Raw genomic sequence first — 14,172 nt, forward strand, 5'->3', positions numbered from 1 at the left:
GGCGCTGCAGCTGCTCGCCCCGGACGAGCGCCCGGAACTGCCGTACGCAGAGAATCTGCGTCTGCTCGCCTCGCGCCCCGGACTCGCGCTGCGGCCCCCCGGGGGGTGCCGCCGCCCTCATGCGTACGAGGCAGACGGTGGCTCAGGCGGCCGAGCCGGCCTTCCAGTCGCTCCAGCTCAGGTTCCAGCCGTTCAGGCCGTTGTCCGGCTGGACGGTCCGGTCCTTGGAGTTCTTCACGATCACGACGTCGCCGACGATCGTGTTGTCGAACAGCCAGGCGGCGGGCTGGTTCGGGTCACCCGCACCCTTGACGTCGTTCAGACCGACACAGCCGTGGCTGGTGTTGGAGCTGCCGAAGATCGAGTCGGCACCCCAGTAGTTGCCGTGGATGAACGTGCCCGACGTGGACAGCCGCATCGCGTGCGGGACGTCCTTGATGTCGTACTCGCCCTTGCCGTCCTTCTTCTTGAAGCCGACCGTCGAGCCGTCCATCCGGGTCTCCTTGAACTTCTCGGAGATCACCATCTGGCCGTTGTAGGTCGGGTTGTCCGGGCCACCGGCCGAGATCGGGATGGTCTTGATCGTCTTGCCGTCCTGGGTGACCGTCATCGTGTGGGCCGACGCGTCGACGGTCGAGACCTGGTTACGGCCGATCTTGAAGGTGATCGTCTTCTGCTGGACGCCGAAGACTCCCTGGGCGCCCTGGACCCCGTCGAGGTTCAGCTTCAGGGTGACGGTCGAGCCTTCCTGCCAGTACTGGTCGGGGCGGAAGTCCAGCCGCTGCCCGTTGAACCAGTGGCCGACGACCTCCTGGCCGCTGCTCGATGTCACGGTGATCCCGGACTGGACGGCCTTCTTGTCCGTGATCGCCTTGTTGAAGTTGATCGAGACCGGCATACCGACGCCGACGGTGGAACCGTCCTCGGGCGTGAAGTTGCCGATGAAGCTGTTGGCGGGCGAGACGGTGGTGAAGGAGGAGTTCTCGTGGGCCTCCTGGCCCTTGGAGTCCTTCGCCGTGGCCGAGATCTTGTACGTGGTGGAGCGCTCGAGCTGCGCGTCCGGCTTCCAGCTCTTGCCGTCGGCGGCGAGGGTGCCCTTGACGCTCGCGCCGTCCGCCGTGGCCATGGTGACCTCAGTGAGGGTGCCGTCGCTGACGGTGACCTTGGCGTCGTTGTTGATGCCCGCGTTGGTCGCGCCGTTCTTCGGCGAGATGGCTATTCGGGCCTTCGACGCTTCCTTGGCTGCCGCCTCGTCGACCTGGGCCTGCGATTTCTTCGAGCTGTCGGCGCTGCCGCCCTTGTCCCCGTCGCCACTGCAGGCCGACAGCACCAGCACGCCGCCGAGCACTGCGGACGCGGCTATGAGGCCTTTGCGCCGCTTGCTGTCCGTCATCACACGCTTCTCCATCGTCGCCGATTCCCCTGACCCACAACTTGGACAACACCCATTTCGGGCTGCCCGGTTCCACATCCGAAGAGGATGTGGGGAACACCACTCACAGATATTCATCGACGCGCCCACAGCTCCGGCGGTTGCACTGCGACACGAAAACGTCCGGGCCCGGGTTCACCGTCGCGGCACCCCGGGGCCCGGAGCCCGTCCCATACACACGCGCTACGGCCGCCCGGCGTCACCGTCGTCCGACTCGTCATCATCGTCGTACTCTCCATCTTCCTCGTCCGGGTCCCAGTCCTCCGCATCGGGGTCGTACTCGATCTGCTCACTGCTCCACGAAGCCTGGGCGAGCTCCACCCCCGGCACATCGCTGACCAGGTCGAAGGGGTCCACGAGATAGGCGATGGCCTCCGCCTCGTCCTCGCGTACCGCCGACTTGGCGTGTGCGCGCTCCTCGTCCGGCATAAACGTGTCCGCCGCGATGCGTTCGAGGGCGCCGCCGGTCAGTGCCGCGGAGTCCTCGATCTCCAGCACCAATTCCACGCGCAGCCGCACATACCGTGATGTCTCAGAAGTGGTCATACGACGGAGCGTAAAGCTCCCGCCCTCGCGGCTTTCCCACGACCCGCTGCTTTCACTAGCATCAGCGCACCCGGCCAATTCGAGGATGCCTCAAGGGGGATCGAGTCCGTGTCCGTCGCACGTCGACCGCTTCTTACCACCACTGCCGCAGGGACTCTGCTGTGTGCGCTGTGGTTCGTTCCCTCGGCGAATGCCACTGTCGAGCGGGAAGCGGTGCAGAGACATCAGACCGGCGCGAGTGCGTCGTCACAGGAGCTGACCCTGGCCGCCACGGGCACCGTGGACACCACCCCGTATCTCGTCGGCGGCGCTGCCTTCCTGGGCATCGGCGCGGGCTTGGTGACGTACTCCGTGCGCCGGCGCGGGGCCCTGTACATGTGACGGGACGGGGCCGCCCCGCGGTGTGCGGAGCGGCCCGTCCCTGCGTGCTGCTGAGCTGCTGAGCTGCTAGGCCAGCGGACCCGTCACCGGCTCCACGGCCGCGACGAGCTTTCCGTCCCGTACGAACGCGTCGGCGGCCTCCAGGTCGGGCGCGAGGAAGCGGTCGGGACCGGGTCCCTCGACACCTGCCGCGCGCAGTGCCGCGATGGCGGCCTGCGAGGCGGGCGCGGGGGTCAGCCCGCGCCGCAGCTCGATGGCGCGGGTCGCGGCGTAGAGCTCGACGGCGAGGATCCGGCTCAGATTGCCGACGGTGGTGCGCAGCTTGCGCGCGGCCGACCAGCCCATGGAGACGTGGTCCTCCTGCATCGCCGATGACGGGATGGAGTCGGCGGATGCCGGGACGGCGAGCCGCTTCATCTCGCTGACCAGGGCGGCCTGCGTGTACTGGGCGATCATCAGGCCCGAGTCCACGCCGGCGTCGTCGGCGAGGAACGGCGGCAGACCGTGCGAGCGGTTCTTGTCGAGGAGCCGGTCGGTGCGGCGCTCGGCAATGGAGCCGAGGTCGGCGGCGACGATGGCGAGGAAGTCGAGGACATAGGCGACCGGGGCACCGTGGAAGTTGCCGTTGGACTCCACACGGCCGTCGGGCAGCACGATCGGGTTGTCGACGGCCGAGGCGAGCTCGCGGTCGGCGACCAGACGGGCGTGCGCGAGGGTGTCCCGCCCGGCGCCGGCAACCTGCGGCGCGCAGCGCACGGAGTACGCGTCCTGCACTCGGGGCGCTTCCTCCTCCTGGAAGTGCCCGGTGAGCCCGGAGTCCTTGAGCACGGCGCTCATATTGGCGGCGGAGACGCCCTGGCCCGGGTGCGGGCGGATGGCGTGCAGCTCGGGGGCGAGCACCTTGTCCGTGCCGAGCAGCGCCTCGAGGCTGAGGGCGGCGGTGATGTCGGCGGTGGTGTAGAGGCGCTGAAGGTCGGCGAGGGCCATGACCAGCATGCCGAGCATGCCGTCGGTGCCGTTCAGGAGGGCCAGACCCTCCTTCTCGCGGAGCTCGACGGGCGTGATGCCGTGCTCGGCGAGCAGCTCGCCGGCGGGCCGCACCTGGCCGTCGGGGCCCTCGGCGTCGCCCTCGCCCATCAGCGTCAGCGCGCAGTGCGAGAGGGGGGCGAGGTCGCCGGAGCAGCCGAGCGATCCGTACTCGTGGACGACGGGCGTGATGCCGGCGTTCAGTACGTCCACCATGGTCTGGGCGACCTCGGGGCGTACGCCGGTGTAGCCGGAGGCCACGGTCTTCAGACGGAGGAACATCAGCGCGCGGACGACCTCGCGCTCGACACGCGGGCCCATGCCTGCGGCGTGCGAGCGGACGATGTTGCGCTGCAGCTGGGCACGGAGGTCGGGGCTGATGTGGCGGCTGGCGAGCGCGCCGAACCCGGTGGAGACCCCGTAGACCGGCTCGGGCTTGGCGGCGAGCGCGTCCACGATCCCGCGGGCGGTGGCGAGGGCGGCGACGGCCTCCGCGGAGAGCTCGATGCGGGCGCCCTCGCGGGCCACGGCGATGACGTCTTCGGCGGTGGTACCGGACGTCCCCACCACGACTGTTTGCATATCCATATTCAGGAGCGTACGGACTGAATCGCAACCTGTCACTAGTGGCGGGCCGGATGACCCCTTACTGCAATCCGACATCCGGTGTCAGGGCTCGCTCCAGGGCTCGGTTGCCTCCTCGGGTCGTACGCCACGGAAGCGGCGGCGCTCGTGCGGCGAACGCGGCGGGGTGTCCGCCAGGCGCATCACAGTGCCGTCGCGGCCGGCGACCACCGGCTTCGGGGAGAGGGCCGCCTTCGCGCGGTACTGGGCCGCGTCCGCCAGCCGGAAAAGCCGGCGGGCCGAGCGGACCTGGCCGATCGGGTCACCGGTCGAGGCCACACCGCAGGCCACACCCTCACCGAGCTCCAACTCCCCTGCTCGTACGCAGAGTTCGTCAGCCACCCGGACCACCTCGTCCGCCGCCGGGCCGACCGCGACCAGACAGAACTCGTCACCGCCGAGCCGTGCCGCCAGTGTGCCCGGCAGCATCGCCCCGCAGAGCGAGAGGACCGAGCCGAAACGCTCGAGCAGCCGGTCGCCGACGGCGTGGCCGTGGGTGTCGTTCACGCGCTTGAGTCCGTTGAGGTCGCAGACCACCAGGCTGACGACCGAGCCGTCCGTGCGCTGCCGTTCGAGCGCCTCGTCGAGCCTTATGTCGACGGCGCGGCGGTTGGCGAGACCGGTCAGCGGGTCCGTGAAGGCGAGCCTGCGGACCTCCTCGAGCCGCTCGTTCTGAGCGATGCCCGAGGCCACGACGGAGGCGACGACCGTCGCGAAGTCCGCGTCGTCGCGGTCGAACACCGGCGCGCCCGGCGGCCTGGCCACATACAGTTCGCCCCAGGCCCGGCCGTGCAGCACGATCGGCGCGACAACACAGCAGCCGCGGCCGCGCCGCCGCAGGGACGCGACCCTCCCCCACAGGACTTCGTCCGCCGGAGGTGCCCCCTGATGGCAGTAGCCGTTCGCGGCCGACGGCGGTCCTTCCGCCGTCGCCACCCAGGCGTCGGGCTCACCGCCGCCCGCCCACTGCTCGTGCAGAAACTCGGTGATCTCCGGGAAGCGATTGACGGGGTACGTCTCGGATTCGGGGAACTCCTCCTCCCCTGCGGCCCGTTCGCCGGCGTTCACGAGCACCTTGAGCCGGCCGAGCTCGCGCTCCCACACCGACAGGGCGGCGAAGGAGCCGGCCAGCGCCTGACACGCGCCGAGCGCGGCCGCGCGCCAGAACTCGCGCGGTGTGTGCGCGGCCGCCATTGCCTGCGCCAGCGCCACCACGGCCCGCAACCGTCGATCCTCAGCCATCATCCCAGCTTAGGGAGGTTCGAGACGGTTTGATCAGTCGGAGTGGGCCGTGGTCGGAACAGTCACTCGCCGGGCCACTGCGGCTTCCGCTTCTCGTTGAAGGCCGCGACGCCCTCTGCCCGGTCCCCGGAGAAGGCCACGGACCGCCAGGCCGCGTCCTCCACCTCCAGGCCGGCCCGCAGATCGAGCCCATGCCCGAGCCGCATCGCGCGCTTCGCGGCGCGCAGCCCGACGGGAGAGTTCGCGGCGATCCGCCCCGCGAGCGCGAGCGCCTCGGTCCTGGCGTCGTCCGCCAACTGGTCGACGAGCCCCAACTCCCGCGCCTCGGCCGCCTCCACGCGCCGCGCGGTGAACACCAGCTCGGCGGCGCGCGCGGCACCGACGCGGCGTGGCAGCAGCTGGGTCCCGCCGCCGCCGGGAATGACGCCTACGGACACCTCCGGCAGCCCGACCACGGCGGTGGCGTCGGCAACGATCACATCGCAGGCGAGCGCCAGCTCGTACCCGCCACCGAGGGCGAAGCCGTGCACGGCGGCGACGGTGGGCATCGGCAGCTCGAGAACCCCGGTGTACGCGGCCCGGGAGGTGGGCCGCTGCCGCACCAACTCGGCGTCGGAGAAGGAGTTCCGCTCCTTGAGATCGGCGCCGACGCAGAAGGCGCGCTCGTGGGTGGAGGTGAGCACGGTGACACGTACGTCCGCCTCGGCGGCGAGGGCGTCACAGGCGGCGGCGATGGACCGGGCCATCTCGCTGGAGACGGCGTTCATGGCCTTGGGCCGATCGAGCACGAGCTCCGCGACGTGCGCTTGCTCGTGCCTGCGCACGACGACGAATTCCCCGAACCGCTGCTCGGACTCGGACATGACGGCACCCTCCCGGTTAACGACGGTTCACCGGATCATAGGCGCGCACCGCGTCGGGGGTCTCCCCCACCTGGCGATCCCGATGAACGGGGGGGATGGGGGCGCCCCCCGGCACCACGACTCAGGAGTTCGTCCGCCGTGACAGCAGCCACGGCTCCACCACGCCCAGGCCTCGCACCGGGCGTTGCCACATCGGCTGGAGGGCGAAGCGGTACAAGGGGGGTTCCTCGCCCTCCTTTTCCGCCGCTGCCGCCTCCTCCGCCGCCTCCGCCTCGGAGGCCGGCGCGTCTCCGGTGCGTACCAGCCCCTCCGCGAACGCCCCGTCCACCAGCACCGCGTCCTTCGGCGCTATCGAGGTCAGCCGGCTGGCCAGGTTCACCGTCGTGCCGAACACATCGCCCATCCGCGTGGTGACCGTGCCAAAAGCGATGCCGACGCGCAGCGCCGGCATCGTCTCGTCGTGCGTCATCGTTTCGATGAGGCGCAGCGCGATCTCCGCCGCCGTACCCGCATCGTCCGCCGCGTAGAGCACCTCGTCGCCGAGGGTCTTGATCAGCCGGCCGCCGTGCGCGGCGACCAGGTCGGCCGAGGTGGTTTCGAACGCCTCCACCAGCTCGCCCAGTTCCTCTTCCTCCAGCCGCCGCGTCAGCCGGGTGAAGCCGACCAGGTCCGCGAAGCCGACCGCCAGCCGGCGGTCGACCATCTCCTCGTCGTCCGCGGCCTGGACCACGCGTCCGGTGGCCGCGGCGAGCTGCCGCCGCCACACGTACACCAGGAATTCCTCCAGCTCGGGCAGCAGCAGCTCGACCAGCGGATATGTGACCTCAGTACGGGTCATGCCCGGCTCGGGCGGCTCGGTGAGGCCCTCCAGGAAAGAATCGATCTGCCATTCCGCCAGCCGGGCGGTGGTCTGGCCGGTCGAGCGGGCCACCTGGACCGCCATCGGCTCGCTCAGCAGGCCGGCCTCGACCAGACCGGCGAGCCGCCGCAGGGCCAGTACGTCCGCCTCGGTCAGCGCCTTCGCCTGCCCGATGTCGGCGAAGCCCATGGCCCGCCAGAAGCGGGAGGCGAGCTCCATCGAGACGCCTGCGGTACGGGCCGCCTGGAAGGGCGTGTAGCGCCGGTCGGCGCCGAGGATCAGCTGCTCCAGGCGGATGGCGAGAGGGTCGTCCGTCGGCTCCGCGGTGTGATCGACCTCGTGGTGCGGGGTCGGATGCACCGAGGAGGACGAAGCGGCCGTCCCTGAAGACCCGGAAGACCCGGAAGGGCCGGAAGGGCCGGACGAGTCGGCAGACTCGGAGGCCCCGGCCGCTCCGTTGGATGACTCCGCGGACGAAGAACCGGGCGAGGAGCCGGACGGAGAACCGGACGAAGCGGACGCGCCGGACGAGGAGTCCGACGGGGGCTGCGCGCCCGCGCCGGAAGTGGTGTCGTCGACTGTCACCAGCCGCCTCCTGCCCGTTCCCTGCGGCACTGCCCTGCCGATCTGTCGCTCGATCGCCTCAACGATACGACAGGTGTGCCCTACCTCACGTCCCGGTCCGCGATCGGGACTCACCCGGGTTCACCCCAGATCAGTCGGCCGCCCGCAGGTGCACGATGTCACCCGCACTGATCGACTGCCGCCCGCCACCCTCCGTGGTCAGCACCAGCCGGCCGTCACCGTCGAGCGCGACCGCCTCGCCGGTGACCGACCGGTCACCCGGCAGCTCGGCCCGTACGGTGCGCCCCAGCGTCGCGCAGCCCTCCGCGTACGCCGCCTGGAGCCCGGAGCGTGCCGGGTCGCCACCCGCCGCGCGCCAGTCGCCGTACCACTGCTCCAGCGAGCGCAGCAGGGCCCGCAGCAGCGGGTCGCGGTCGGTGGAGATCGCGTCCGCCAGGGCGAGCGACCCCGCCGTCGGCACCGGGAGCTCGTCCGCGCGCAGCGTCACATTGAGGCCGATGCCGACCACCACCGCCTCGTCGCCCGCACGCTCCGCGAGGATCCCGCCGGTCTTGCGCTCCTCGCCGCCGACCTTTACCAGCAGGTCGTTAGGCCATTTGAGCGACAGGTCGACTCCGGCGGCCCGGGCGAGGCCGGTCGCCGAGGCGACTCCGGCGAGCAGCGGCAGCCACCCCCACCGCTCCACCGGCACCTCCGGTCCGGGCCGCAGCAGTACGGAGAAGAACAGCCCGGAGCGGGCCGGCGACGTCCAGGACCGGTCGAGCCGCCCGCGGCCCGCCGTCTGCTCCTCGGCGACCAGCACCGCCCCCTCCTCCAGGGACGCGGCCCGTGCCGCCAGGTCGGAATTGGTGGAGCCGGTCTCGGGCACGATGTCGAGCGAGGTCCACAGCCCGCCCGGTACCAGTAGGGCGCGGCGCAGCGCGGGGACGTTCAGCGGGGGCCGGTCGAGGTCGGACCAGCGGCTCTCGGGCGCATTCTGAGGCGTCATGCAAGCCAGGTTAGGTGTGGCAAACGCCGCACTGCCGAGCGCCATGCGCGCCGATACGCTACGTGTCAGTAGCCATTCCGGTTGACGTTGACCAGGACAGGGAGCCGCATCCCGATGTCGGAGTCCGAGATTGACATCCACACCACCGCGGGAAAGCTCGCGGATCTGCAGCGCCGCATAGACGAGGCGACGCATGCGGGCTCCGCGCGCGCGGTGGAAAAGCAGCACGCGAAGGGCAAGTTGACGGCCCGTGAGCGGGTTGATCTGCTGCTGGACGAAGGATCGTTCGTAGAGCTCGACGAGTTCGCCCGGCACCGCTCCACCAACTTCGGCCTTGAGCAGACCCGCCCGTACGGCGACGGCGTGGTCACCGGCTACGGCACGGTCGACGGCCGTCCGGTCGCCGTCTTCTCGCAGGACTTCACGGTCTTCGGCGGCGCGCTCGGCGAGGTGTACGGCCAGAAGATCATCAAGGTCATGGACTTCGCTCTGAAGACCGGCTGCCCGGTCATCGGCATCAACGACTCCGGCGGCGCCCGTATCCAGGAGGGCGTCAGCGCACTGGGCATGTACGGCGAGATCTTCCGCCGGAACACCCACGCCTCCGGCGTGATCCCGCAGATCTCGCTGGTCGTCGGACCGTGCGCGGGCGGAGCCGTCTACTCCCCGGCCATCACCGACTTCACGGTGATGGTCGACCAGACCTCCCACATGTTCATCACCGGACCCGACGTCATCAAGACGGTCACCGGTGAGGACGTCGGCTTCGAGGAGCTGGGCGGAGCCCGTACACACAACACCACCTCGGGCGTCGCGCACCACATGGCGGGTGACGAGAAGGACGCCGTCGAGTACGTCAAGTCGCTGCTGTCGTACCTGCCGTCCAACAACCTCTCCGAGCCGCCGGCCTTCCCCGACGAGGCCGACCTGGAGACGAACGACGAGGACCGCGAGCTCGACACCCTCATCCCGGACTCCGCGAACCAGCCGTACGACATGCACACGGTCATCGAGCATGTGCTGGACGACGGGGAGTTCCTGGAGACGCAGGCGATGTTCGCGCCGAACATCATCACCGGCTTCGGACGGGTGGAGGGCCTCCCGGTCGGCATAGTCGCCAACCAGCCGATGCAGTTCGCCGGCTGCCTCGACATCAACGCCTCCGAGAAGGCCGCGCGCTTCGTCCGCACCTGTGACGCCTTCAACGTCCCGGTGATCACATTCGTGGACGTGCCCGGCTTCCTGCCCGGCGTGGACCAGGAGTACGGCGGCATCATCCGGCGCGGCGCGAAGCTGATCTACGCCTACGCGGAGGCGACGGTCCCGCTGATCACGGTGATCACGCGGAAGGCCTTCGGCGGCGCGTACGACGTCATGGGCTCCAAGCACCTGGGCGCCGACCTGAATGTGGCGTGGCCGACCTCGCAGATCGCGGTCATGGGCGCGCAGGGCGCGGTGAACATCCTGCACCGCCGCACCATCGCGGCCGCCGATGACCAGGAGGCGACCCGGGCGCAGCTGATCCAGGAGTACGAGGACACGCTGCTCAACCCGTACACGGCGGCCGAGCGCGGCTACATCGACGCGGTGATCATGCCGTCGGAGACGCGGGCGCAGATCGTGAAGGGCCTGCGTCAGCTGCGTACGAAGCGGGAAAACCTGCCTCCGAAGAAGCACGGCAACATCCCCCTCTAGCCCCCAGGAAGGGACTTGACGATGATCAAGGTCGTACGAGGAAACCCGACCCCGGAGGAGCTGGCCGCCGCACTGGCGGTGGTTCAGGCGCGCGCCGCGGCGACGGTCTCCGCCGCGGACGGGACACCGCTGCTGCCGGAGCAGTGGTCGGACCCGGCGCGCATCGGGCGGAGCCGGAGGCCGCAGCCGGGGCCGCGGGCCTGGGCGCGCACATACTGGCCGGTGTAGGCCGAGCTCCTGGGGCGCGGCCCCGGACGCCGCGCCCCAGTGGCCGGCGAGGCTTGTTCCGGGGGCTCGGGTCCAGTCACAGGACCCGAGCCCCTCAGCCGTGGCGTACGGAGCCCTGCTCGACGGACGCACCGTTGGCCATACCTGCGGGCTAATGGAACAGCAGGCCCGTTTACCGGGACCAGGCCGGGGGTCGGCACCTGGAATTAGCCCGTTGTCACCCCGTCGGCTGAGTACTCGTACTCAGGCGCCGCCCGGGACCCGGGAGCAGGATCGATTGCATGCTGTGGTCCGACCCGGAGAACGAACCCCCCGAAGAACTGCGCGAGATGCAGGCCATGATGCGCCGCGTGGGCTTTGTGCTGGCACTGGCCATGGTGCTTGCGATGTTCGTGGTCGGTCTCCACTGATCGCCGCCTACGATGACCCCATGACCGATCAGCGTCGCCGTCTCGTCCTCGCCTCCGCCTCCCCTGCCCGCCTCAATCTGCTGCGCCAGGCCGGACTCGCCCCCGAGGTGATCGTCAGCGGTGTCGACGAGGACGCCGTATCCGCGCCCACCCCGGCCGAGCTTGCGCTGGCACTCGCGGAGGCCAAGGCATCCGTCGTGGCGGCCCAGGCCGATGTGGTCAGAAGTGGGGCGCTCGTCATCGGCTGCGACTCCGTACTCGATCTCGACGGCCAGGCGTTCGGCAAGCCCGCCGACGCGGAGGAGGCCATCACCCGCTGGAAGTCGATGCGCGGCCGCGTGGGCACCCTGCAGACCGGGCACTGCGTCTACGACACCGCCACCGGCCACCACGCCTCCGGGACCGCGTCCACCGTCGTGCGCTTCGGCCGCCCGACCGACGCCGAGATCGCCAGCTACGTCGCCAGCGGCGAACCGCTCCAGGTGGCGGGTGCCTTCACCCTGGACGGCCGCTCGGCCCCCTTCATCGAGGGCATCGACGGCGACCACGGCAATGTCATCGGTCTTTCGCTGCCGCTGCTGCGGAAGCTGCTGGGCGAGCTCGGCCACTCCATCACCGACCTGTGGGCATGAGACTCGGTCACTTCCGCTGAACCGGCTCTGGCCGGCACGGCGTTGGCGAGCGAGGACACGGCCCGGGCCAGGACGGCGTCGCCCTCAGGCCGGCGCAGGACCGTTCGTGGGCGCCGCGCCGTTCGTCGGCGCCGGGGCGTCCTCCACCGGCGCCTGCTCCCGCCTGCCGTACGCCACCAGTGTCAGCACGATCAGCCCCAGCACGACCATCATGAACGCGAACGCGTCCCAGCCCACCAGGCCCACCGTCAGCGCGCCCAGCACCCCGTGCATGATCGCGCAGCTGATCAGCAGGATCCGGCCGAAGCGCCCTGGTGCCCGGTTCCGCAGACCGGTGAACAGCAGGACGACACCGCACGCCGCCAGAAACAGACCGAAGACGCCGCCCATCACCCAGGTCCCGGTGACCATCGCATCCGGGTCCAGGTCGGCGAGCGACATGTCCTGCTTGTCGACGAACGTGGCAAGGATGCCGTTGATCAGCACGATGCCGACGGCCTCCGCCAGCAGAACAATCGCGGCCACGACAGCCACCGGTCTGCGCGCCACGGCGCCCCCAACCCTCAGTTACCGGAAGTACGTACGACATCGCGAACGCTACTAACGGGTAAACCGTGAGACAAGGGTCTCGGCACGCTGGGTCCCACAGCAAAGAATCATTCGGCCATTCGTAGGGACTCAACAAAGAAACGCCATACGGCGCTGACCGCTCGAACAGAGACCTGTGCCACACCACAGGGCTACTGTGCGAGGGAGGAACCCGTCGTACCGTGGTGCGACAAGGGATTTCGCGACTTGCGCGAGCCTCGAATCACGCTCCGTGTGGGCAAGCTCACCATTGGGGACGGGTCGAAAGGCCGTGTCGGTAGTCCCTAAACTCAGCTTGTTTCAAGGAGGGAGCCATCGTGCGCAAGGTGCTCATCGCCAACCGTGGCGAAATCGCTGTCCGCGTTGCTCGGGCCTGCCGGGACGCCGGGATCGCGAGCGTAGCCGTCTACGCCGATCCGGACCGGGACGCTCTGCATGTCCGCGCGGCCGACGAAGCGTTCGCCCTGGGCGGTGACACCCCGGCCGCCAGTTATCTGGACATGGCCAAGGTGCTGCAGGCCGCGAAGGATGCGGAGGCGGATGCCATCCACCCGGGGTACGGCTTCCTGTCGGAGAATGCCGAGTTCGCCCAGGCCGTGCTGGATGCGGGTCTGACCTGGATCGGGCCGCCGCCGCAGGCGATCCGTGATCTGGGTGACAAGGTCGCTGCCCGGCACATTGCCCAGCGTGCCGGTGCGCCGCTGGTCGCCGGTACGCCCGACCCGGTGAGCGGTGCCGACGAGGTCGTCGTCTTCGCCGAGGAGCACGGGCTGCCGATCGCGATCAAGGCCGCGTTCGGCGGTGGCGGCCGTGGTCTGAAGGTCGCCCGCACTCTGGAGGAGGTTCCGGAGCTGTACGACTCGGCCGTGCGCGAGGCCGTTGCCGCGTTCGGCCGCGGCGAGTGCTTCGTCGAGCGGTACCTGGACAAGCCGCGGCATGTGGAGACCCAGTGCCTGGCCGACAGCCACGGCAATGTCGTCGTCGTCTCCACGCGTGACTGCTCGCTGCAGCGCCGCCACCAGAAGCTGGTGGAGGAGGCCCCGGCGCCGTTCCTGACCAAGGAGCAGAACGCGGAGCTGTACGCCGCGTCCAAGGCCATCCTCAAGGAGGCCGGTTACGTCGGCGCCGGGACCGTCGAGTTCCTCGTCGGCACCGACGGCACCATTTCCTTCCTCGAGGTCAACACGCGTCTGCAGGTGGAGCACCCGGTCACCGAAGAGGTCACCGGTATCGACCTGGTCCGCGAGATGTTCCGGATCGCGGACGGCGAGGAGCTCGGCTACGGCGACCCGGCCGTGCGCGGCCACTCCTTCGAGTTCCGCATCAACGGCGAGGACCCGGGCCGCGGCTTCCTCCCCGCCCCGGGTACGGTCACGACGTTCGCGCCGCCGACCGGCCCCGGTGTCCGTCTGGACGCGGGTGTCGAGTCCGGCAGCGTCATCGGCCCGGCCTGGGACTCCCTGCTGGCCAAGCTCATCGTCACCGGCGCCACCCGCGAACAGGCACTGCAGCGCGCCGCGCGTGCCTTGGACGAGTTCACCGTCGAGGGCATGGCCACCGCCATCCCGTTCCACCGGGCGGTCGTCACCGACCCGGCCTTCACCGCCGACCCGTTCACGATCCACACCCGCTGGATCGAGACCGAATTCGCGAATGACATCAAGCCCTTCGCCGTGCCTTCGGACGCGGACGAGGACGAGGCCGGTCGCGAGACGATCGTCGTCGAGGTCGGCGGCAAGCGTCTCGAGGTCTCGCTGCCGTCCTCGCTGGGCATGACGCTGGCCAGGACCGGTCTGGCCGCGGGCGCCAAGCCCAAGCGGCGCGCCGCGAAGAAGTCGGGCCCGGCGGCCTCCGGCGACACTCTCTCCTCCCCGATGCAGGGCACGATCGTCAAGGTCGCGGTCGAGGAGGGCCAGGAGGTCACGGAGGGCGACCTCGTCGTCGTACTCGAGGCGATGAAGATGGAGCAGCCGCTGAACGCGCACCGCTCCGGCACCATCAAGGGCCTCTCGGCCGTGGTCGGCGCCTCGCTGACCTCCGGCGCGACGATCTGCGAGATCAAGGACTGACGTC

14 protein-coding genes are annotated in these 14,172 nt (G+C 70.1%); 6 read left to right on the forward strand and 8 right to left on the reverse strand.

The window, feature by feature from the left end:
* Positions 1-142 precede the first annotated feature (142 nt).
* Positions 143-1,408, reverse strand: coding sequence for an Ig-like domain-containing protein (locus tag AB0D12_RS38740; RefSeq protein WP_362694059.1), 1,266 nt, complete (start codon positions 1,406-1,408; stop codon positions 143-145).
* A gap of 207 nt (positions 1,409-1,615) precedes the next feature.
* A complete protein-coding gene (locus AB0D12_RS38745; protein WP_362694062.1) occupies positions 1,616-1,978 on the reverse strand; it encodes a hypothetical protein in 363 nt (120 codons plus the stop codon).
* Between the two features lie 108 nt (positions 1,979-2,086).
* Here AB0D12_RS38745 and AB0D12_RS38750 point away from each other — a divergent pair, with 108 nt between their 5' ends.
* On the forward strand, positions 2,087-2,359 hold the full coding sequence (locus AB0D12_RS38750) for a hypothetical protein (RefSeq protein WP_362694065.1): 273 nt from the start codon (positions 2,087-2,089) through the stop codon (positions 2,357-2,359).
* A gap of 66 nt (positions 2,360-2,425) precedes the next feature.
* On the opposite strand, the gene hutH is transcribed toward AB0D12_RS38750, so the two are convergent.
* From hutH to AB0D12_RS38775, 5 genes are all read right to left on the reverse strand, one after another.
* A complete protein-coding gene (gene hutH, locus AB0D12_RS38755) occupies positions 2,426-3,967 on the reverse strand; it encodes a histidine ammonia-lyase (protein WP_362694120.1) in 1,542 nt (513 codons plus the stop codon).
* Between the two features lie 87 nt (positions 3,968-4,054).
* Positions 4,055-5,254 carry a diguanylate cyclase gene (locus tag AB0D12_RS38760; protein WP_362694068.1) on the reverse strand — a complete coding sequence of 400 codons (1,200 nt, stop codon included), beginning with the start codon at positions 5,252-5,254 and terminating at the stop codon, positions 4,055-4,057.
* Between the two features lie 59 nt (positions 5,255-5,313).
* Positions 5,314-6,114, reverse strand: coding sequence for an enoyl-CoA hydratase-related protein (locus AB0D12_RS38765; RefSeq protein WP_362694071.1), 801 nt, complete (start codon positions 6,112-6,114; stop codon positions 5,314-5,316).
* Between the two features lie 121 nt (positions 6,115-6,235).
* The gene (locus AB0D12_RS38770) at positions 6,236-7,333 is read right to left on the reverse strand and encodes an adenylate/guanylate cyclase domain-containing protein (protein ID WP_362694074.1); all 1,098 of its coding nucleotides are present in this window, start codon (positions 7,331-7,333) and stop codon (positions 6,236-6,238) included.
* Between the two features lie 355 nt (positions 7,334-7,688).
* The gene (locus AB0D12_RS38775) at positions 7,689-8,546 is read right to left on the reverse strand and encodes a biotin--[acetyl-CoA-carboxylase] ligase (RefSeq protein WP_362694077.1); all 858 of its coding nucleotides are present in this window, start codon (positions 8,544-8,546) and stop codon (positions 7,689-7,691) included.
* 114 nt (positions 8,547-8,660) lie between these two features.
* Between AB0D12_RS38775 and AB0D12_RS38780 the strand changes: the two genes are divergently transcribed.
* The 4 genes from AB0D12_RS38780 to AB0D12_RS38795 all read left to right on the forward strand — a co-directional run bounded on the left by AB0D12_RS38780 (position 8,661) and on the right by AB0D12_RS38795 (position 11,511).
* Positions 8,661-10,241 (forward strand): acyl-CoA carboxylase subunit beta, encoded by a 1,581-nt coding sequence (locus AB0D12_RS38780; RefSeq protein WP_362694080.1) that lies wholly within the window; start codon positions 8,661-8,663, stop codon positions 10,239-10,241.
* Positions 10,242-10,262: 21 nt separating this feature from the next.
* Positions 10,263-10,469: an acyl-CoA carboxylase epsilon subunit gene (locus AB0D12_RS38785; RefSeq protein ID WP_362694123.1), complete on the forward strand. Its 207-nt coding sequence runs from the start codon at positions 10,263-10,265 to the stop codon at positions 10,467-10,469.
* A gap of 281 nt (positions 10,470-10,750) precedes the next feature.
* Positions 10,751-10,879: a hypothetical protein gene (locus AB0D12_RS38790; protein WP_326652175.1), complete on the forward strand. Its 129-nt coding sequence runs from the start codon at positions 10,751-10,753 to the stop codon at positions 10,877-10,879.
* Between the two features lie 20 nt (positions 10,880-10,899).
* Positions 10,900-11,511 carry a nucleoside triphosphate pyrophosphatase gene (locus AB0D12_RS38795; RefSeq protein WP_362694083.1) on the forward strand — a complete coding sequence of 204 codons (612 nt, stop codon included), beginning with the start codon at positions 10,900-10,902 and terminating at the stop codon, positions 11,509-11,511.
* A gap of 84 nt (positions 11,512-11,595) precedes the next feature.
* On the opposite strand, the gene AB0D12_RS38800 is transcribed toward AB0D12_RS38795, so the two are convergent.
* Positions 11,596-12,045 (reverse strand): hypothetical protein, encoded by a 450-nt coding sequence (locus AB0D12_RS38800; protein ID WP_362694126.1) that lies wholly within the window; start codon positions 12,043-12,045, stop codon positions 11,596-11,598.
* Between the two features lie 371 nt (positions 12,046-12,416).
* On the opposite strand from AB0D12_RS38800, the gene AB0D12_RS38805 reads away from it, so the two are divergent.
* Positions 12,417-14,168, forward strand: coding sequence for a biotin carboxylase N-terminal domain-containing protein (locus tag AB0D12_RS38805; protein WP_362694086.1), 1,752 nt, complete (start codon positions 12,417-12,419; stop codon positions 14,166-14,168).
* Positions 14,169-14,172: the final 4 nt, after the last annotated feature.

Origin of the sequence: Streptomyces sp. NPDC048479, from assembly GCF_040651435.1 — a bacterium.
Taxonomy (GTDB): domain Bacteria; phylum Actinomycetota; class Actinomycetes; order Streptomycetales; family Streptomycetaceae; genus Streptomyces.

Excerpts from the sequence above, each read along its gene's own strand:
- AB0D12_RS38790 (WP_326652175.1), top strand. The coding sequence starts at position 10,751 with ATGCTGTGGTCCGACCCGGAGAACGAACCCCCCGAAGAACTGCGCGAG.
- AB0D12_RS38795 (WP_362694083.1), top strand. The coding sequence starts at position 10,900 with ATGACCGATCAGCGTCGCCGTCTCGTCCTCGCCTCCGCCTCCCCTGCC.
- AB0D12_RS38760 (WP_362694068.1), bottom strand. The coding sequence starts at position 5,254 with ATGATGGCTGAGGATCGACGGTTGCGGGCCGTGGTGGCGCTGGCGCAG.
- hutH (WP_362694120.1), bottom strand. The coding sequence starts at position 3,967 with ATGCAAACAGTCGTGGTGGGGACGTCCGGTACCACCGCCGAAGACGTC.
- AB0D12_RS38740 (WP_362694059.1), bottom strand. The coding sequence starts at position 1,408 with ATGGAGAAGCGTGTGATGACGGACAGCAAGCGGCGCAAAGGCCTCATA.
- AB0D12_RS38780 (WP_362694080.1), top strand. The coding sequence starts at position 8,661 with ATGTCGGAGTCCGAGATTGACATCCACACCACCGCGGGAAAGCTCGCG.
- AB0D12_RS38775 (WP_362694077.1), bottom strand. The coding sequence starts at position 8,546 with ATGACGCCTCAGAATGCGCCCGAGAGCCGCTGGTCCGACCTCGACCGG.
- AB0D12_RS38765 (WP_362694071.1), bottom strand. The coding sequence starts at position 6,114 with ATGTCCGAGTCCGAGCAGCGGTTCGGGGAATTCGTCGTCGTGCGCAGG.
- AB0D12_RS38745 (WP_362694062.1), bottom strand. The coding sequence starts at position 1,978 with ATGACCACTTCTGAGACATCACGGTATGTGCGGCTGCGCGTGGAATTG.
- AB0D12_RS38785 (WP_362694123.1), top strand. The coding sequence starts at position 10,263 with ATGATCAAGGTCGTACGAGGAAACCCGACCCCGGAGGAGCTGGCCGCC.